17 protein-coding genes and 1 pseudogene are annotated in these 19091 nt (G+C 68.5%); 7 read left to right on the plus strand and 11 right to left on the minus strand.

Translation table 11 applies throughout. The features are described from left to right. Window positions 1-5: 5 nt before the first annotated feature. Window positions 6-557 (plus strand): 5-formyltetrahydrofolate cyclo-ligase, encoded by a 552-nt coding sequence (locus tag MLE43_RS03200; RefSeq protein WP_243301726.1) that lies wholly within the window; start codon window positions 6-8, stop codon window positions 555-557. On the opposite strand, the gene MLE43_RS03205 is transcribed toward MLE43_RS03200, so the two are convergent. Next, window positions 554-1711 (minus strand): FHA domain-containing protein, encoded by a 1158-nt coding sequence (locus tag MLE43_RS03205; RefSeq protein ID WP_243301734.1) that lies wholly within the window; start codon window positions 1709-1711, stop codon window positions 554-556. The genes MLE43_RS03200 and MLE43_RS03205 overlap by 4 nt on opposite strands. Before the next feature lie 48 nt (window positions 1712-1759). Continuing rightward, on the minus strand, window positions 1760-2059 hold the full coding sequence (locus MLE43_RS03210) for a YhbY family RNA-binding protein (protein ID WP_243301736.1): 300 nt from the start codon (window positions 2057-2059) through the stop codon (window positions 1760-1762). A gap of 44 nt (window positions 2060-2103) precedes the next feature. On the opposite strand from MLE43_RS03210, the gene MLE43_RS03215 reads away from it, so the two are divergent. Both MLE43_RS03215 and MLE43_RS15040 read left to right on the plus strand, forming a co-directional pair. Then, entirely contained in the window at window positions 2104-3495 is a 1392-nt protein-coding gene (locus tag MLE43_RS03215) for an IgA Peptidase M64 (protein WP_243301739.1), read from the plus strand. Window positions 3496-3562: 67 nt separating this feature from the next. Continuing rightward, window positions 3563-4375, plus strand: a pseudogene (locus MLE43_RS15040) (serine/threonine-protein kinase); the annotation flags it as partial. A gap of 1755 nt (window positions 4376-6130) precedes the next feature. On the opposite strand, the gene MLE43_RS03225 reads toward MLE43_RS15040, so the two are convergent. The 4 genes from MLE43_RS03225 to acpP form a co-directional block, all read right to left on the minus strand. Next, the gene (locus MLE43_RS03225) at window positions 6131-6505 is read right to left on the minus strand and encodes a hypothetical protein (protein WP_243301746.1); all 375 of its coding nucleotides are present in this window, start codon (window positions 6503-6505) and stop codon (window positions 6131-6133) included. A gap of 1 nt (window position 6506) precedes the next feature. Next, window positions 6507-8558 carry an excinuclease ABC subunit UvrB gene (gene uvrB, locus MLE43_RS03230; protein WP_243301748.1) on the minus strand — a complete coding sequence of 684 codons (2052 nt, stop codon included), beginning with the start codon at window positions 8556-8558 and terminating at the stop codon, window positions 6507-6509. 195 nt (window positions 8559-8753) lie between these two features. Next, window positions 8754-10007, minus strand: coding sequence for a beta-ketoacyl-ACP synthase II (gene fabF / locus MLE43_RS03235; protein ID WP_243301750.1), 1254 nt, complete (start codon window positions 10005-10007; stop codon window positions 8754-8756). Between the two features lie 77 nt (window positions 10008-10084). Next, window positions 10085-10324 (minus strand): acyl carrier protein, encoded by a 240-nt coding sequence (acpP, locus tag MLE43_RS03240; protein WP_243288255.1) that lies wholly within the window; start codon window positions 10322-10324, stop codon window positions 10085-10087. 136 nt (window positions 10325-10460) lie between these two features. On the opposite strand from acpP, the gene MLE43_RS03245 reads away from it, so the two are divergent. Next, window positions 10461-11396, plus strand: coding sequence for a site-specific tyrosine recombinase XerD (locus MLE43_RS03245; protein WP_243301772.1), 936 nt, complete (start codon window positions 10461-10463; stop codon window positions 11394-11396). 6 nt (window positions 11397-11402) lie between these two features. Here the strand turns inward: MLE43_RS03245 and MLE43_RS03250 are convergent, their stop codons facing one another. Further along, on the minus strand, window positions 11403-12281 hold the full coding sequence (locus MLE43_RS03250) for a DMT family transporter (protein WP_243301773.1): 879 nt from the start codon (window positions 12279-12281) through the stop codon (window positions 11403-11405). Between the two features lie 100 nt (window positions 12282-12381). On the opposite strand from MLE43_RS03250, the gene MLE43_RS03255 reads away from it, so the two are divergent. After that, window positions 12382-13416 carry a helix-turn-helix transcriptional regulator gene (locus tag MLE43_RS03255; RefSeq protein ID WP_243301774.1) on the plus strand — a complete coding sequence of 345 codons (1035 nt, stop codon included), beginning with the start codon at window positions 12382-12384 and terminating at the stop codon, window positions 13414-13416. Window positions 13417-13422: 6 nt separating this feature from the next. Here the strand turns inward: MLE43_RS03255 and MLE43_RS03260 are convergent, their stop codons facing one another. Continuing rightward, window positions 13423-14988, minus strand: coding sequence for an ABC transporter substrate-binding protein (locus MLE43_RS03260; protein WP_243301775.1), 1566 nt, complete (start codon window positions 14986-14988; stop codon window positions 13423-13425). A 49-nt stretch (window positions 14989-15037) separates the two neighbouring features. Next, entirely contained in the window at window positions 15038-15613 is a 576-nt protein-coding gene (locus MLE43_RS03265) for a thioredoxin family protein (RefSeq protein WP_243301776.1), read from the minus strand. Here MLE43_RS03265 and MLE43_RS03270 point away from each other — a divergent pair. Next, window positions 15612-16205, plus strand: a complete 594-nt coding sequence (locus MLE43_RS03270; RefSeq protein ID WP_275975998.1) for an RrF2 family transcriptional regulator — start codon at window positions 15612-15614, stop codon at window positions 16203-16205. The genes MLE43_RS03265 and MLE43_RS03270 overlap by 2 nt on opposite strands. Window positions 16206-16216: 11 nt before the next feature. After that, the gene (gene ttcA, locus MLE43_RS03275) at window positions 16217-17068 is read left to right on the plus strand and encodes a tRNA 2-thiocytidine(32) synthetase TtcA (protein ID WP_243301778.1); all 852 of its coding nucleotides are present in this window, start codon (window positions 16217-16219) and stop codon (window positions 17066-17068) included. 18 nt (window positions 17069-17086) lie between these two features. On the opposite strand, the gene MLE43_RS03280 is transcribed toward ttcA, so the two are convergent. Further along, window positions 17087-17875: a hypothetical protein gene (locus MLE43_RS03280; protein ID WP_243301782.1), complete on the minus strand. Its 789-nt coding sequence runs from the start codon at window positions 17873-17875 to the stop codon at window positions 17087-17089. 19 nt (window positions 17876-17894) lie between these two features. After that, complete coding sequence (locus MLE43_RS03285; protein WP_243301784.1) at window positions 17895-19085, minus strand: class I SAM-dependent rRNA methyltransferase; 1191 nt, start codon at window positions 19083-19085, stop codon at window positions 17895-17897. Window positions 19086-19091: the final 6 nt, after the last annotated feature.

Raw genomic sequence — 19091 nt, forward strand, 5'->3', positions numbered from 1 at the left:
AATGGATGGACACCAAGGCCGAGTTTCGCGCCCACCTGAAGGCCCGCCGGGAGGCTCTCCCCGAGGAGGCTCGCGCAGGCTGGTCGAAGGCCATCGTCGACCATCTGGATCGGCTCTGCCGCGAGCGCCATGTCACGCGGATCGGCGCCTTCTGGCCGTTCGGCGCGGAGATCGATCTGCGGCCCGCCGTCACGGCCCACCCGGACTGGCTCTGGTTCTTCCCCCGCGTGGCTTCCACCCAGCCGCCTCGGCTTGCCTGGGGCACCGAGCCCCTGGAGAAGGGGCACTGGGGCCTCATGGAGCCGGCCCTGGCCCAGCATTTCCTCCCCCCGGTCCAGCTGCTGCTGGTGCCGGGTCTGGCCTTCGATGACGAGGGCTACCGCATCGGCTACGGACGCGGCTTCTACGACGCCCTGTTGGCAAAGCTGCCGGAAGAGGTCCTCACCGTGGGCGTCGGCTTCGAGACCCAGATGCACCTGCCCGTGCCCATCGACCCCCACGACTGGCCCGTCCAGGCCCTCCTGAGCGACCGCGGGTTCCGCCTCCTGCGAACCTAGGGCTGAGGGTCGTCCCCCGCCCCGAGCTTCAGGATGCTCGAGCCATCGGCGTAGCCTTCCGTGGCGGCCTCCCGGATCTTCTGCAGGCCCTGAAGCAGGGTCTTGATGCGGTCCGCCATCTCCCCGATCTTGGCCAGCTTGACCTCCTCCGGGTACTTCCGCTGGAGCATCTCCACCTGCATGGAGATGACCGCCAGCGGGTTGTTGATCTCGTGCTTGAGGGTTCCCGCCATCTGGCGGAGGGTCTCCAGCCGCTCGGTGGCCAGGGCCTGGCGCGTCTGCCGGTCGGACTGGTCGAGGGCCCGACCCAGCCGGGCATGGCGGACGACCAGGGAGCCGCGGCGCGCGAAGGCCTGGAGAATGGCCAGATCCAGGCGATCGAAGGGCCGGTCGCTGGAGGTGCGCTCAAGCCAGAGGGCACCGACGGTGCCTTCCTCATCGGCCAGATCGGCACACAGGAGCGGACCAGACCTCGGGGCCTGGGCGCCCGTTCCCTGGAACCTGGGATCCGCCTCCGGGCGGTTCGAAAGGACCGCCGTACGCTCCCGCGCCACGTAATCCAGCACGGACTGCACCTGTTCCGGCCCTGCCTCCACGCTTCCGATCTGATGGACCGTGCACCAGCCCTCCGGTTCCTGCCGCCGGACGAACAAGCCGCGGTCGCCCGCCGCCAGGCGGAGGGACTCCTCGAGGATGATCTTCTCCAGAGCGTCCGAATCCACCTCCTCCAGAAGCTTTTCGGTCGCCCCGTACAGCTGTTTCAGCTCAGCGAAGAAGGTCCGATCCGGATGGGCCTGCATTTCATCGAAGAAATCGCCCACCCGTTCCACGAAGGTGGTCCCGTCCAGGCCAGGGAAGCCTTCGGTGAAGGACAGCCGCCAGGTGCCCAGCAGCAGGACATCCCCCTCCTGCAGAGGCCGGCCCTGGGAAGGATCCACCGGAAGGCCGTTCAGGGTGGTGCCGCCGGCCGCTCCGAGCGCCTTCACCTGCCACTGGCCCTCCTTCCGGAAGAGCTCAGCGTGGACAGGGGCCACCGTATCCAGGTCGGGTCGCGCCACGGGGCACACCGAGGAATCGCGGCCCAGCAGGCACGGATCCTCCACCACGGCATGCCGGAAGGGCTGGTTCCCCTCCATCCATGACAGATAGGGCATCGGGACTCCTTTCCCCGGTATCTCGGGACGCGGCACCCCGGGCTTTAATCAGGCGGGCAGAGGATAGCGCGTGTCGCGGGTGCGGCTGGGGCGGAAGAAGAGCAGGGTATGACCGATGGTCCAGACATGCTCCAGGCCCGGTACGGCGGCACAGAGAGCCGCCGCAGCCGTGGCCTCGTCCTCGAAGCTGTTCTGGTTGATCTTGATCTTCACCAACTCGAGGCTGTCCATCATCACGTCCAGTTCGGCGGCCTGGGCGGGGGTCACCCCACCCTTCCCCACGTGCATGACCGGTTTGAGTTTGTGGGCCTGGGCCTTGAGGAACTGGCGCTGTTTCGAGGTGAGCATCGTAACTCCGTGGGACCAGTCTATCTTGGATGGCGAGGTGTCCCATGCTCCGCCCCCTGCTGCTCTCCCTTGCCGCCCTGGCCTGCCTGGCCGCCCCACCCCGCACGCTGCGGGTGGACTATGGCCACACGGGAGATGCCGTCTCCGAGCGGTTCGGCGTGGACCGCGTGGTGCTGGAGCCCCTGCCCTGGCCCGGGGACCCCGCCAAGGCCGTCGACGGCAGCAACCTCGGGAAGTACTGCTTCGAGGTGGCGGACAGAGCCACTGGGAAGCTCCTCTATTCCCGGGGCTTCGCCAGCATCTTCGGCGAGTGGGAGACGACGGACGAGGCCAAGGCCCTGAGCCGCAGCTTCTCCGAATCCCTGCGTTTCCCCCAGCCAGAGGCCCCCGTGCGCGTCCAGGTGAAGAAACGCGACGAGCAGAACGCCTTCAAGACCCTCTGGACCTTCGACCTCGATCCCAGGGACCCGCTCATCGAGCGGGCTCCCGCACCGGAGGCTGGCGCCCTCATCACCCTCCAGAAGACCGGCGATCCGGCCGGCAAAGTGGACTTCCTCATCCTGGGCGACGGCTACACCGCCGCCGAGCGCGGCAAGTTCGAAGCCCAGGCCCGCAAGGTCATGGAGCTGCTCTTCCAGCAGTCCCCCTTCAAGGAGCACCGGCAGGACTTCAACGTGTGGGCCCTCTGCCCCGCTTCCACCGAAAGCAGCATCTCCCGGCCTTCCACCGGCGTCCACAAGCGCACGCCCCTGGGAGCCACCTATGACGCCTTCGGCAGTGAGCGGTATGTGCTCACCTTTGACAACCGCGCCTGGCGTGACGTCGCGGCGCAGGCCCCCTACGAGTTCGTGGAGATCCTCACCAACTCCGAGACCTACGGCGGCGGGGGCATCCACAACCTCTACAGCACGGCCTCCGCGGGCAACAGCACCATCGGCTACCTCTTCGTCCATGAGTTCGGCCACCACTTCGCGGGCCTGGCGGACGAGTACTACACCTCCGACGTGGCCGTCACCAACAGCCCCGCCCGTCCGGAGCCCTGGGAACCCAACGTCACGGCCACCCCGAAGCAGCCCAAGTGGGGGAACCTCCTGACCCCCGGCGCACCCCTGCCCACCCCATGGAAGAAAGACGAGTTCGAGACCCACAGCCACGCCTTCCAGACCGAGCGCCGGGCCATCCGTGCCGCGAACAGGCCCGAAGCCGAGATGGATGCCCTCTTCGCGCGGGAGAAGGTCTTCGAGACGAAGCTGCTGGGCACCGATGCCCACAGCGGGAAGGTGGGCGCCTTCGAGGGCGCCAACTACGAGGCCAAGGGCTACTTCCGCAGCCAGGAGGACTGCATCATGTTCACCCGCGACGATGTGGGCTTCTGTGCCGCGTGCAAGGCCGCCATCGAACGGGTGATCCGGCAGTACGCCGCCTCTAAACCTTGAATTTCGTCGGGGGTCCAGGATCCTCCTTGGATTTTTGTCCAAGTGCGCCCACAATCTTCCCACTCTCATGCACCCAACTGGAACCCGTCTTGGCCCCTACGAGATTCAATCGCCCCTGGGTTCAGGGGGCATGGGCCACGTCTACCGCGCCATCGACACCCGGAACCAGCAGCCTGTGGCCCTCAAAGTCCTGGGGGGGCCGCTGGTCCAGGTCGAGGAGCGGCTGGCCCGGTTCCAGCAGGAGGCGCGGACCCTGGCAGCCATCGAGCATCCGGCCCTCCCGGCGATCTACGAATGGAACACGGATGGGGAGACCCCCTACATCGCCATGGAACTCCTCGAAGGGGAGACCCTGCAGCAGCGGCTGATGCGCGGCCCCATCCCCCCCGGGGAGACCCTGGACCTCGCCCACCAGCTCGCGCTGGGACTGGCGGCCACCCATGAGCGGGGCATCATCCACCGGGACCTGAAGCCCGGAAACCTCTTCATCACCACCGAGGGCCGACTGAAGATCCTGGATTTCGGGCTGTCCAAGGCACTCCCGGGCCTGTTGGATGAGCAGACCCTGATCCAACGCCCCGAGACGAGCCACCAGACCCAGGTGGGGACCATGATGGGCACCATCGGGTACATGGCTCCCGAGCAGGTGCGGGGTCGGGAGGTGGATCCCCGCGCCGACCTCTTCGTCTGCGGCATCCTGCTCTACGAAATGCTCTTCGGGCGGCGGGCCTTCTCGGGGGATTCCCCCGTGGAAGTGCTCAACGCCATCCTCAAGGAGGAACCGCCCCTGCGGGCCGCCTCCCCGAGTCCCTATTCGCCGGAGCTGATCGGGCTGCTGAAGCACTGCCTCGAGAAGAACCCGGAGGACCGCATCGCCTCGGCCCAGCAGCTGGCCTCGCGGCTGGCGGCGCTCCAGCGCAAGGGGATCGCCCCCCATGGCTTCGCCCGGCTGTTCCAGGGCCGGATGGGGCGGGTGGGCTGGGCCGCCCTGGTCCTGCTGCTGTCCGCCCTCAGCCTCGGCATCGGCCACCACTGGGGGCACCAGGATCCCCCGACCCTCAAGCGCCTCACCTTCCGGCAGGGCCTGATCCGGAATGCCCGGTTGAGTCCCGATGGACAGGAGGTGCTCTACAGTGCGGCCTGGTCCGGGGCCCCGCTCCAGATCTTCTCCACCCGGCCCGACAGCCCCGAAAGCCACACCCTGCAGCTGCCCGAAGCCGACCTGCTCGGCCTGTCCCGCTCGGGAGATCTGGCGATCGCCCTGGGCAGCCGGCCCATCCAGAGCTGGCTGTGGCGGGGCACCCTGGCCGTGGTCCCCCTGGCCGGAGGCGCCCCGCGGGCCCTGATGGAGGGCGTCCTGGCCGCGGACTGGGGCCCGAACGGGTCTGAGCTCCTGGTGGTCCGCAACCAGGAGGGCAAGGCCCGGCTTGAGTTCCCTGCGGGCAACCCCATCGCCGAATCTTCGGGCTGGATCAGCCATCCCAGGGTCTCCCCCAGAGGCGACCGCATCGCCTACCTGGAGCACCCGGTCTCCGGAGACGACGCGGGCTATCCCGTGGTGGTGGATCGGCAAGGTGCCCGGCTCCCCCTGACGGCCCTGTGGCCGAGCATCCAGGGACTGGCCTGGAAGGGGGATGAGGTCTGGTTCACGGCCGCCGAACACGGCGTGGCCCGCGGCCTCTATGCCGTGAGCGGGAGCGGGGGCACCCCGAGGCTGGTCCTGAAGGTGCCTGCGCCCCTCACCCTGCACGACATCTCCCGGGATGGGAGGCGCGTGCTCCTCGCCAAGGAGGTCATGCGCACCGGGATCCAGAGCCTCCGGCCCGGAGCGGACCGGGAACGCGAACTCTCGTGGCTGGACTGGTCGCTGGTGCAGGACCTCTCCGCCGACGGCTCCACGCTGATCTTCAACGAGCAGGGGGAAGGGTCCGGGGCCCACTACGACATCTACCTGCGCAAGACAGATGGAAGCCCGGCCGTGCGCCTGGCCAAGGGGGCCTACCCGATCCTCAGCCCGGATGGGCACCGCGTCGCCGCCCTCGCCGAGGGGATGCCCCACCGGATCCAGATCCTCCCCACCGGAGCGGGTGAGGTCCTCACCCTCCCCGATTCGGGCCTGGAGACCTTCCATCGGCTGCGCTGGTTCCCCGACGGGCAGCGCCTGCTGGTCCAGGCCAACCGCCACGGCGAGGGCACCCGCCTGTTCGCCGTACCCCTCGATGGCAAGCCGGCCGAACCGCTGACTCCGCCGGGGCACCAGATCTTCGGCCAGCCCATCAGCCCGGACGGCCGCCGCATCGTCACCCGCGTCAGTGAACAGGAGGACCAGATCTTCTCCCTGGACGACGGCAAGTCCCAGCCCATTCCAGGCCTGCAACCCTCGGAGCGGGTGGTCCGCTGGACGCCGGACGGCAAGGGGCTCTGGGTCGTGGATCTGCACGAGATGCCCTGCCCCGTCCATCACATCGACCTCGCCACAGGCGCCCGGAAGCGGCTCCTGCAGGTCGCCCCGGAGGATCTGGCGGGACTGGCGGTGAGCAACTTCCTCCTCACCCCCGATGCCAGGGGTTACGCCTACGCCTACCGGCGGGTGCTGTCGGAACTCTACCTCTACGAAGGGCTGCGCTGAATTCGTCTAGCCGGGCCCGAGCATACGCCGGAAGAGCCGCCCCGCCAGTGCCCCGGCGAAGGCCAGGCCAGCGCCAAGCACGCCCATCATGATGAGTTCGATGGGCCACAGATTGTGGGAGGTCGGGTCCTTCGCCCCGTCCACCAGCACGCGGACCATCACCGCGCAAGGCACGGCGGCCCCCGCGACGAGGGTTCCCCGGCCCAGTCCGAGTTCTGTCCACCCGGCCGCCCAGGCGGAGATGCCCGCGAACACCAGGCACCCCAGGATGGCGACGGGCCGGGATAGGCTGAACCCGTTGTAGGGGGCCAGCCACCAGGGGATGCCGGTGGCCAGGAAGGCCGTCGTGAAGCAGACCTGCCAGGGTTTCAGACTGCGCAAGTCAGTCCTCCACCGGTCCGGAAGCCATGAGCAGCGGGGAGTCCCCCGCACCCAGCAGCCGCTCCCGCCGGGCATGCAGGATGCGGTCGCGAACCGCCGCCGCATCCTCGAACTTCATCTGGGAGGCCAGCTCCTTCATGCGCTTCTCGAGCTTGGCCACCTCGCGCTCGAAGGCCTTGTCCTCCAGGTAGAGCAGTGGTTCCTCTGCTGCCGTCTCGACCTTGGGGACATTGATGAACTCGCGGGCCAGGGCCTCGCCCATGACGTCATCCAGGTTGCGCTTCACCGTCTCGGGCGTGATGCCGTGCTCGAGGTTGTGGGCCAGCTGCTTGTTCCGGCGCCGCTCGGTCTCGCCGATGGCCTGCTTCATGGAGCCGGTCATCACATCGGCGTAGAGGATGGCCCTGCCGTTCACGTGGCGGGCGGCGCGGCCGATGGTCTGGATGAGGCTGCGGGTGTTGCGGAGGAAGCCCTCCTTGTCCGCGTCCAGGATGGCCACCAGGCTCACCTCCGGCAGGTCGAGGCCCTCCCGCAGCAGGTTGATGCCGACCAGCACATCGAACACGCCCCGCCGCAGGTTCTTCAGCAGCTCCACCCGCTCCAGCGTGTCGATCTCGCTGTGCAGGTATTCGGCCTTGATGCCCAGCTCCTGGTAGTAGGCGGTGAGCTGTTCGGCCAGCTTCTTCGTGAGCACCGTCACCAGCACCCGCTCGTCCCGCGCCACGGTCTTGCGGATCTCCTCCAGCAGGTCGTCCACCTGGCTGCCCACGGGCCGCACCTCGACCATGGGATCGACAAGGCCCGTGGGCCGCACCACCTGCTCCACGAAGGCCCCGCCGCTCTGCTGCAGCTCGTAGTCGCCGGGGGTGGCGGAGACGTACACCACCTGCTTCACCCGGGTCTCGAATTCTTCGAACTTGAGGGGGCGGTTGTCGAGGGCGGAGGGAAGGCGGAAGCCGTAGTCCACCAGGGTCGTCTTGCGGGAGCGGTCGCCGTTGTACATGCCGTGGAGCTGGCCTGTGGCGACGTGGCTCTCGTCCATGAAGACGATGAAATCTTCGGGGAAGTAGTCCAGCAGGGTGTGGGGCGGCTGGCCGGGCTGGCGGCCGTCCAGGAAGCGGCTGTAGTTCTCGATGCCGCTGCAGTGGCCCATCTCCTTCATCATCTCCACGTCGTAGATGACGCGCTGATGGAGCCGCTGGAGTTCCACGATCTTGCCGGCGGCGCGGAACGCGTTCTCCCGTTCCTCCAGCTCGACCTTGATGTCCCTGATGGCGGCCTTGAGCTTGTCCTCGGGCGTCACGTAGTGGGTCTTGGGCCAGATGGTGAGCTCGTCCAGCTTCTCGAGGACCACGCCGCGCAGGGGATCGACCTTCGAGAGGCGCTCCACCTCGTCGCCCCAGAGCTCGATGCGGTAGGCCACGTCCTCGTAGGCGGGGTACACCTCCACCACATCGCCCCGCACCCGGAAGATGCCCGGCTCGAAGCTGAGGTGGTTGCGCTGGTACTGGATGGCCACCAGATCGCGCAGGAGCATGGCCCGGTCGATGCTCTGCCCGGTCTTCAGGCTCACCGAGAGGTTCAGGTACGACGAGGGGTCGCCCAGGCCGTAGATGCAGCTCACGGAGGCCACCACGATGGTGTCGCGGCGCTCCAGCAGGCAGCGGGTGGCGCTGAGGCGCAGCTTCTCCAGCTCCTCGTTGACCTTCGCGTCCTTGTCGATGAACAGGTCCCGCTCGGGCACATAGGCCTCGGGCTGGTAGTAGTCGTAGTAGCTGACGAAATACTCGACGGCGTTCTCGGGGAAGAACTGCTTGAACTCGCTGAACAGCTGGGCGGCCAGCGTCTTGTTCGGAGCGAAGATCAAGGCGGGGCGGCCCGCCCGGGCGATGGTGCTGGCCATCGTGTAGGTCTTGCCGGAGCCCGTCACCCCCAGCAGCGTCTGGGCCCGCTCGCCGCGCTCCAGCCCCGCCACCAGCTGCGTGATGGCCTCCGGCTGGTCCCCGGCGGGCTGGTAGGGCGATACGAGCTTGAAGGGGATTGCCTTGGCCATGGGAAGAAAAGGAAACCACGAAGACGCGAATAAAAAAAGAAAGAATAACCACTCACGCCGAGGACCGCGGAGAAAGCGGAAACCGCGGAGAAGAGGCAGGCCTTCCTCGTCCGCGATCTCTGTTTATCTCTTCGTTTCTCTGCGAGTGTGTTGGTCCGTTCTGCTTCCGGTCTTCGCGGCCGATTGGCCTGCCGTTCAGACCTTCCGAAGGATCAAGCACCCGTTGGTGCCGCCGAAGCCGAAGCCGTTGTTCATCACGTATTCGGAATCCAGCTTGCCCGCCACATTCGCGGTGACGTCCAGATCACACTCGGGATCCTGGTGGTCCACGTTGATGGTCGGGGGGATCAGTCCGGTCTGGACCGCCTTGACCGCCACGATGGTCTCCAGGCCACCCGCGGCGCCCAGCAGGTGCCCGTGCATGGACTTGGTGCTGCTCACCTTGATCTTCTTCGCGTGATCCCCGAACACCTTCTGGATGGCCATGCACTCCAGCTTGTCGCCCACGGGCGTGCTGGTGCCGTGCATGTTCACGTAGCCCACCTCCTCGGCCGCGATATCCGCGTCCTTGATGGCCGCGCGCATGACGCGCTGGCCGCCTTCGCCCTCGGGGGCGGGGGTGGTGATGTGGTTGGCGTCCCCGCTCATGCCGTAGCCGGCAACCTCAGCGTAGATCTTGGCGCCGCGGGCCTTGGCCAGCTCGTATTCCTCGAGGATGACGATCCCGGCGCCCTCGCCCATGACGAAGCCGTCGCGGTCCACATCGAAAGGACGGGACGCGCGCTCGGGCTCATCGTTGCGGGTGCTGAGGGCGCGCATGGAGGCAAACCCACCCACGCCCAGCTGGTTGATCACCGAATCGCTGCCACCGGCCATCATGCGGTCGGCATAGCCGAAGGCGATGAGGCGGGCCGCGTCGCCAATGGCGTGGGCGCCCGTGGCGCAGGCCGTGGCGACCGCGCTGTTGGGGCCCTGGAGGCCATACTTGATGCTGGCCTGGCCGCTGGCCATGTTCACGATGAGGCTGGGGATGAAGAAGGGGCTGGTGCGGCGGGGCCCGCGGTAGCCGTTGGCCTCATCCCAGATCGTGCTGAGCCCGCCGATGCCGCTGCCGATGTACACCCCGAACAGCTCGCGCTCGGCCTTGGTGAGCTGCACCTGGTCGAAGCCCGCATCCGCCCACGCCTCGTGGGCCGCGCCCAGAGCGTAGTGGATGAAGATGTCCATCTTCTTCTGTTCCTTCTTGTCGATGAAGGGATCGGGGTCGAAGCCCTTCACCTGGCCCGCGATCTTGCAGGCGAAGTCGGTGACGTCGAAGCGGTCGATGGTGCTGATGCCGCTCTTCCCGGCCAGCAGGTTGTTCCAGGTCTCGGGCACGGTGAGACCGCAGGGGTTGATGGTCCCCATGCCGGTGATGACGACGCGACGGCGCTGAACGGTCCTGGTCATGGGTTCACCTCGTAGAACGGAAAACAAACGTGCCGCAGGCCGTCGGGGGCGCTGCGGCACGTCATGATCGCGATGGATCAGGCCTTCGCGTGCTTCTCGATGTAGGCGATGGCATCGCCCACCGTGCGGATCTTCTCCTGCTCGCTCTCGGGGATCTCAAGGCTGAAGGCCTCTTCGATGGCCATGATGATCTCGACGGTGTCGAGGCTGTCGGCGCCGAGGTCGTCCACGAAATGGCTGGACTCGGAGATGGAATCTTCGGGCTTGGCCAGCTGCTCAGCAATGATCGCAATGACCTTCTTACGCACATCAGCCATCGTGGGCTCCTCCAAACGAACCTGGAAACCCTAACATACCCCCGCCCCGATGTCCAAACCCTGGGTAAAGGTGGTCCCCGGTTTCCTTTGCGACAGTGGGGATTGCGCCTCCGCTCCGGCCGTGGAGGATGATCCCATGCCCCGTCCCCGAACCCACGAGGAACCCGAACACGGCTGGCCGCTCGGCTGGGGCGCGAGCCTCCGGGAATTCAGGACCCACCTCGCGGTCGAGCGTGGGCTGTCGCCTCACACGGCCGCGAGCTACCTCTCCGATCTGAACCATCTCGCGGTCTGGGCCTGCGGCCGGGAGCTCCCCGCCACGGAGCTCACCCGGGATCACCTCACCGCCTTCCTGGTCGCCCAGCAGTCCGAAGGCAAGGCCCCCCGCAGCCTCGCCCGCCTGAGCTCGAGCCTGCGGGCCTTCCTCTCCTTCCTGCGAATGGAGGGTGGGGACGGCGCCGGCCCCGAGGCAGTCGTGAAGCCGCCCCGCCCGCCCCGCATCCTCCCCCGCACTCTGGGGGAAAGCCAGGTGGAGGCCCTGCTCAACGCCCCGGACACCGCCACCCCGCTGGGTGTCCGGGACCGCGCCTGGCTGGAGCTGCTCTACGCCTCGGGCCTGCGTGTGTCCGAACTGGCGGGCCTTCCGGCCTTGTCGGTGTTCCTGGATGAAGGCTTCCTCAAGGTCATGGGCAAGGGCCGCAAGGAGCGCCTGATTCCGTTCGGCCAGGGTGCCGAGCGGTGGATCCGCGCCTGGCTGGTCCTGCGCCCCGGCTTCAAGCCCAGGGGCGGCGAGCTCTTCGTGGGCCAGCGCGGAGATGGCCTCACGCGGCAGCACCTCTGGCGCCTGCTGAAAGGCTACGCCCGCGCCGCGGGCCTGCGGCCCGGAGCCGTGAGCCCCCATGTGCTGCGGCACGCCTTCGCCACCCATCTCCTGGATCACGGCGCCGACCTCCGCGCCGTCCAGGCCATGCTCGGCCACGCCGATATCAGCACGACCCAGATCTACACGCACGTCCATCAGGCCCGCCTCCGCGCCCTCTACGACCAGATGCATCCCCGGTCGGGCGGATGAGGGGCCTCACAGCTGGGTGAGCAGCACACCCCCCAGCACCAGCGCCGCGCCCGCAGCGAAGGCCGGGGTGATGGCCTGCCCGTAGAAGACCCAGGCCAGCAGGGCCGTGGCCACGGGCTGGCCGTTGGTGGCGATGGCCACGCGGCTCGGCTCCTTGGTGGAGAGGGCGTGGAACCAGAGCAGGTAGGACACCACGCTCGTCATCAGGCCGAGGTAGACCAGGCCCACCCAGGCCATGGGCGGCACCGTGGCCACCGCCAGCTTCGGGAGGCCCAGGGCGCCGAGGGGCGCGAACATCGCGAGGCCGAAGAGGATGGACAGCGTGGTGGCCCGCTGGGCGCCGTGTTTCTGCACCAGGGGGCGGCTCATGACCGTATAGCCACCCCAGGCGATGACCGCCACCAGCACCAGCAGGTCCCCCAGGATCCACCGGGGCGGCAGGGTACCGCCCGCCCGGCCCGAGAAGAGCACCAGCACCCCCGAGAAGGCCAGCGCCAGGCCGCCCAGCTTCCTCGGCCCGGGCCGCTCCTGACCGCGGGCCCAGGCCAGCAGCAGCACCACCGTGGGCGTCAGCGCATACAACAGTGCCGCATGCGAGGGCAGCGTGAGCGAGAGGCCACCGAGGAAGGCCAGCTGGTTGAGGGTCACGCCCAGGAATCCGGCCAGGAGATACGCCCGCCATTCCGTGCGGGCCACGGTCCACAGGTCCAGGCGCCGCAGCCGCGCCAGGACCAGGAATCCGGCTCCGGCGATGAGGAAGCGCAGCAGGCCCAGAGCCAGGGTCGGAATCGCGTCGGCCGCGGTCTTCCCCAGCAGGTAGGTTCCCGCGGAGATGACCGTGTGGAGTCCCATGACGACGGCGAAGCGGAGGTTGCGATGGCCCATCTCTCCAGCATGGCCGCAGGAGCGGACGGGGCCGCCACCGAAATGGGCATGGACCATCCGTGGCGGAATGGGCGATGATGGGCCAGGAGCCAATGACCCCATGGCCGTGACCAAGACCCCCCGCAAGAAGCCCATCGCCACCGTCGCTGAGGTGGAGAAACCCGCCGCCAAGACGAAGGCCACCCCCACGAAGAAGGCGGCCCCCAAGAAGGCCGATGCCCCGGAGCCCAAGGCCAGGAAGACCGCCAAGACCCCTGTGAAGACCAAGGTCCCGGAGGTTGTCGAGCCCGCCGCCGCGGCCGTGGAACCCGCTGTCCCGGCCCCCCCGGCCCCGAAGCCGGTTGCGAAAAAGGCCACCCCAGCGTCCGCCCTGCCGCCCCTGGTGGAGGCGGTCCTCGCGGCCATCCGCGACGGCCGCGCCGTGGAATTCATCTTCGCCGACACGGAAGCCAATGCCCCGCGCACCTTCGAGCCCCGGCAGCTCACCTTCGACGCCCTCAGCCAGGCGTGGTTCGTCTGGGGCTGGGACCGCCGCTACAACGCCGAGCGCCACCACCGGGTGGATCTGCTGGCCGAAGTGAACGACGTGGAAGGCGTGGGCCGCGCGGCCCAGGGTCCCTACACCGAGGGCACGGCCGCCAATCAGATCGGCGGCTGGCTGGGTGGCGAACCCATCGCCGTGAAGGCCACCCTGCTCAAGCAGTGGGTCTTCGCCGTGAAGCAGGCGCCTCCGGCCTTTCCGCACTTCAAGCTCGAGGAGCAGGGTGATGGCCAGGCGCTCGTGACCTTCACCGCCACGGACCTTCGCGCCATCGCCCGCTGGGCCATGCAGTTCGGCGATGGCATCCAGGTGCTGGAGCCCGCCCGGCTGGTGGACCGGATCAAGCAGGTGGGCGCCGTGTGGGCCGGGCGGGACCGCCAGGCCGCCGCTCCCGCCCCCAGGCCCGCACCCCGGCCCGAGCCCAGGCCCGAGCAGGAACCCCGCCGGCACGAGCCCAGGCATCACGCAGAGGCCAAGCCCGAAGCCCGCCCCGAACCGAAGCCCCACCGCGAGCCCCGTCCCGAACGGGAGCGGGAGGAAGCCCCCAAGGGCAAGCCGGGCAAAGTCGAGGTCATCCACTTCGACCGGCTCTAAGGCGGTCTACTCCTCCAGCCGCCAACCCCGCTTGCCGGGCCAGAAGCCGTACCCCTGGCCGAGCACGTTGAAGCCCACGCCCCGGAGTTTCGAATCCGCCAGCACCCTCACGAGGATGTAGTTGAGGGGTATGACCGGTTTGTCCCGCCAGATGATCTCGGAGAGCTTCAGGTAGATCTTCCGCCGGGCCACCCGGTCCAGGGTGTAGCGTCCCTCCTCGAAGAGCCGGTCCACCTCTGGATTCAGGTAGCCGCTCACGTTCGCCTTGGTGCGATAACCCTCCTTGGTAAACAGGGGGGCATCCACGTCGGGGTCCAGGGAGGTCGTCCATCCGTAGGACCAGATGTCCCCGTCATGGTTCGCGGACTTCTCCGTGAGCGCTTCGAAGGACAGCCGCCGGACCTCGATGCGCATGCCCACCTTGGCCGCCTGCTCGGCCAGCAGGCGGGACGAGCTGCGGCTGACGGACGAGGCCTGCTCGTAGGCCACCAGAACCAGGGGCCGCCCCTGGCCATCGTGGCGGATCCCGTCCCGGCCCATCCGCCATCCGGCCGCGTCCAGGATCGCCTCCGCCCGCCCGACCTGAGGCAGGGGCCGCGGCGTGTCGTCGTGGGCCCAGTTCTCGGGCGGCCAGAAGGCCGAGGCCAACCGGGCCGGGAAGAAGCGCCGGGCCCGGGCCATCTCCTGCCAGGGCACCAGCTCAGCCAGGGCCTGGCGCAGGGCGAGGTCACCCAGCAGGCTCAATTTGGGATCGCAGTTCAGGAAGAAGGCCCCGAAGGCGGCCTGGGGTACGGAGTAGGCCTGGAGCCGCCCTCCGCCCTCGGCGCCCTTCCGGACCAGGTAGTGGGGCAAGGCCCCCACCAGGGCGTAGTGGTACCGGTGGTCCAGGAGGGCCTGGACCAGGTTCTTGTCGTTCGAGGAGTCCACGAATTCGAAGGCGGGCCAGGTGCCCGGATGCGCGCCCCGGTAACCGGCCCATAGCTCCAGCCTCACGCGGGTGGGCGTGGAGCGGCCGACGACCCGGTACGGACCCGAGCCCACGGGTTGGAAGTTCACGGGGCTCGACAGGGGGTTCGCGCCGACCTGGTAGTGGCGGCGGGGGACAGGGATGAAGTTGTAGAGATCGGACAGCAGCGTTCCCCTGGGCCGGGCCAACCGGACCCGCACCCGGAGCGGGCCCTCGGCCACCAGGCTGTCCAGGGAGGCCACCCCCCCGGCCGTGTCCGCGATGGCCCGGACCTGAGGCAGCCGAAGGGCCTTCCAGGTGAAGACCAGGTCCTCGGCCTCGATGGGGGTGCCATCGTGCCAGGTCATGCCGGGGCGGAGCTCCAGGACGACTTCCCGCCCCCCCTTGAAGACCGTCCAGCCCTGCAGCAGACCGGGAATGAAGGTCCCTTCGGCATCCATGGTCACCAGGCGGTCGAAGACCAGGTCCACCGCCTCGCCGTCCGTGTCGCGGGACATGAGCAGCGGATTCAGCGTGGTCCAGCCGTCCAGCCCCACCCGGATGGGTTCAACGGCGCCCAGGCCCCAGAAGAGGCCGGTGATCAGGATGATGGCGCGCCAGTGCATGGTTCCACCTCATCGGCGCCCCGGCCGGAGGCTTGAAATCCGGAGCGGATCAAGGCTGCTGGGCGGAAGCCTCCACCAGTTCCACCAGGGCCTCGGCCATGCGCTGCCCCGCTCGGGGCGGATTCTCCACCACGGTGCCCACCAGCTGTTCACCGCCCCCCGGCTGGGTGGCGAACAGGTAGAAAGTCGGCACCCGGAGCACGGTCTGGGGCTCGCAGCCGCGGGGCCACTGGGCATCGGCCAGCTGCTTGTCCCGGTTGACCCCCAGGTAATGCACCTCGATGAATGGATGGGGCTCCGCCTCCAGGGCCAGGAGATCCGGCAGCTGGTACTGGCTGTCGCCGCACCAGGATCCGAATACGGCCACCAGGATGAGCGGGCGCTTCACGGCCTGCCAGCGGGCCTTGAGGTCCCCCGGCAGCTGCGTCCGGGCCAGGTTCTCCCGGAAGACGGCCCGGTGGGCGAGGATCTCCTTCGCCGTCGTCGGCCCCAGCAGCAACGGCTGCTGATCCCTCGGATCGGTGGGCAGGGTGGCCGTCGGAGCGGCGGAGATGGGCGGCGGGGGAACCACGGGCGGCCCAGCCTGCAATCCCAGGGTTCCAAGGGCCAGGAAGGCAGCTTTCATGGGGATCTCCAGGGTTCAGTCTAGCCTTCCGATAAACTTGACTCAATCACTCAGGAATACTAGTCTGGATTCTGGAGCACCTCTCGTGAAGATTTCGGCTCGAGGCAGGTACAGCATGCAGGCCCTGTTCGACCTGGCCCACCACAGCCATGGCCAGCCGGTGCCGTTGCATGTCATCGCCGAACGCCAGAAGCTCTCCCTCCCCTTCCTGGAGCAGATCTTCAACAAGCTCAAGAAGGCCGGCGTCGTCGCCAGCGTGCGTGGCCCCAAGGGCGGCTACATCCTCACGCGGCCCTGCAACCAGGTGAGCGTGGGCGAAGTGCTGCGCCTGACGGACAGCAGCTTCTACGCCGTGGCGAAGGAGGATCCCAGGGCCGCCAACCAGGCGCTCATGGCCGACGAGCGCATGAGCCTCATGCTCTGGAACCGCCTCTCCGACCACATCTCCGCCTTCATGGAGAAGGTGACCTTCGCGGACCTGTGCTCCGAGACCTCCAGCAACACCTGCCCCGACTGCACCTGTCCGGAATACGTGAAGGACGTGCAGGGCCAGATCGTCCGCGGCGAGCGCAAAGCCTGCGGCGTGATGTAAGGTCCGGCCCGTTGAGCAATCCCTGCGCCCTTCCCAGCCTGGCCCTGCCGCCCACCGAGGCTGAGCTCAAGACCCTGCCCCGGCTCGAGAAGAAGCTCGCCCGGCGCGTGGGCGAGACGAACGCAGCCTACCGGCTCATCGAGGATGGCGACCGCATCCTGGTGGCCGTCAGCGGCGGCAAGGACTCCTGGGCCCTGCTCGATGTGCTGGAGCGCCTGCGCAAGCGGGCCCCCGTGGCCTTCGCCGTGGAGGCCGTCACGGTGGATCCCGGCTTCCCCCAGTTCAACCCCGATCCCATCGCCGAGACCTGCGAACGCCTCGGGGTGCCCCACCACATCATTCCGGCCCCCATCGACAAGATGGTGCGCAGCAAGCCCGAGGAGCTGCCCTGCATCATCTGCTCGCGGCTGCGGCGCGGCGTGCTCTATTCCTTCGCCAAGCAGCGCGGCTTCTCCAAGATCGCCCTGGGCCACCACCTGGACGACCTGCTGGAGACGCTGCTCATCAACCTCTTCTTCGAGGGCCGCCTCAGCACCATGCCCCTGCGCCTGGAGAGCGACGATGGTGCCAACACGGTCATCCGCCCCCTGGGCACCTGCGAGGAGAAGGACCTGCAGCGCTACGCCTGGCTGCGCGGTTTCCCCATCGTGCCCTGCGGCTGCCCCCTCTGCGGCTGCTCCAGCCTGGAGAGCCGCCGCAAGCAGGTGAAGGAACTCGTCGCTTCCATGGAAGGCAGCATCCCGCGCCTCAAGGCGTCCATGCTCGGCGCCATGGGCAACGTCAAGCTGAGCCACCTCCTGGATCTGAGCCAGGGGGCGCTGAGCGCGAAAGGCGTGGACGAGGCCGTGGAGCGGCTGGGGTAGGCGTTCGGCGGAGGCGGATCAGAACAGGCCGGGCCGGGCCTGCCGGATGGCCTGAAGGATGGTGTCGCCGGCGAACCAGAAGGCCAGACCAAGGCAGCCGCCGAGGCAGACCAGGAAGAGAAGGCTTGGGATCCAGGCGCCGGCCACCCCGCGCCAGGTCTCGACCTGGTGGGTCCTCGCCAGCATGATCCCCTGGTAGGTCGTGGGCAGCACGAGGAGCAGCAGCGCCGCCAGGACCTGGAACACCTGGCCGGGGAGGCCCGGAAGCGACTTCCCGAGGTTGAAGGGGAGGAGGATCCAGGCGAACACGCCGGCCGTGTAGAGGGTGGACCGGAGGGAGGAACTCAGCCCGTGGCCATGCGTCGTACCCCGCGCCATCCACAGCCCCACGTGGTTGAGCAGACCTCCGACCAGGCCGCCGATCAGCAGGCCCACCGGTGCGAACACCAGGACGGACACGAGGGTCATCACCCGCAGGAACCCCTGGGTGGGGGCCGCGGATGGCAGCTGCAGCCAGGTCATCCAGAACGGCGTGCGGGGCAGGAACACGGCCAGGAGACCGGGGATCACGGCCGGCAGGTACCCCAGGAGGCACATGAACCAGAGGGGTGATCCGAGGCCATCCGTCCCCCGGAACGCCTCACCGGCCCGCTCCCGGTCGCGGAGAACCCAGCGGAAGGTCTCCAGGATCCGGGTTCCCAGGTCCGGGTAGGTGCCCCTGTCTTCGAAGGGCACGAGCGGCCCGGCGGAAGCGGGAGGGACATCCTCCAGGAATGCCTGGGGAGAGGCGTAGTGGTCGTGGTCCATGGCGGCCTCTGGAGGGGTGTCACTCCACGCTAAGCCACAACCCCTTCAGGTAGAACCCCTCAGGATGGTTCAGCGAGTACGGATGGTCGGCGGGCTGCCCGAGATGCGCCAGGACGCGTGCTTCGCGACCCGCCTCGAGCAGGGCCGTCCACACGGCCTCCTGGAAGCGCATGCGGTCCAGGTGCTGGCTGCAGGAGAAGACCCACAGCATCCCCCCGGGAGCCGTGGCACGGGCGCCGAGGCGGAAGACATCCTTGTAGGCCTTGAAAGCCTTGTCCACGTCCTTGCGCTGCTTGGCGAAGGCAGGCGGATCGACGATGACGCGGTCCCAGCCGCCGGGCTCCAGCTGGCGCATCAGCTCGAAGGCATCGCCCTCCAGGCGGGTGTGCGCCGCGGGGTCCAGGCCGTTTGCGGCCCAGTCGCGCTCTGCCTGGTCCAGGGCCGGGGCGCTGATGTCCAGGGTGGCCACCTGCGAGGCCCCGCCCAGGCCCGCATGGATGCTGAAGCCACCGGTGTAGCCGAAGGTGTTGAGCACGCGGCAGCCCTCGGCGTGGGCGCCCACCTGCAGCCGATGCGCCCGCTGGTCCAGGAAGAAGCCCGTCTTCTGGCCCCGCAGCAGATCCACGCTGAGCCGTGCCGCACCCTCCTGCACCGTCACCGGGCCGGCGAGGCTGCCCTTGAGCAGGCGATTCACCGGTTCGAGCCCCTCCTCCCGGCGGCCCGACTGGCTGCGCTCCACGAAGGCGGTGATGCCCTCCCGCTTGCCGATCTCGAAGAGGATGGGCCACCAGCGGTCGCGCAGGATCTCCAGTCCCGCCGTGCCCACCTGGAGCACCAGGGCCCGGGCGTAGCGGTCCACCACCAGGCCCGGCAGGCCGTCGCCCTCGCCGAAGATCCAGCGGCAGCCGCCTTCGGGGTCCCACAGGCCCAGGCTCTTGCGCAGGGCCAGGGCGGACTCGAACCGCGCCCGGAAGAAGGCCTCGTCCAGGGGGGCATCCTCGAAGCGGAAGATGCGCGCCGCCAGTGGGTTCGCCGGGCTCGCCGTGCCGACGCCCAGCACCTGGCCCGAATCATCGGCCAGCCGTACCAGATGGACTTCCGAAGGCCGGGCCAGGGCCCCGGAGAACACCCAGGGATGGCGCTTGGAGAGCATCACCTCCTTGCCGGGCTTCAGGCGGAGCAGGGGATAGGGCCAGCGGGGCGTGTTCATGGCTTC

Source organism: Geothrix oryzisoli, assembly GCF_022808865.1.
Lineage (GTDB): Bacteria > Acidobacteriota > Holophagae > Holophagales > Holophagaceae > Geothrix > Geothrix oryzisoli.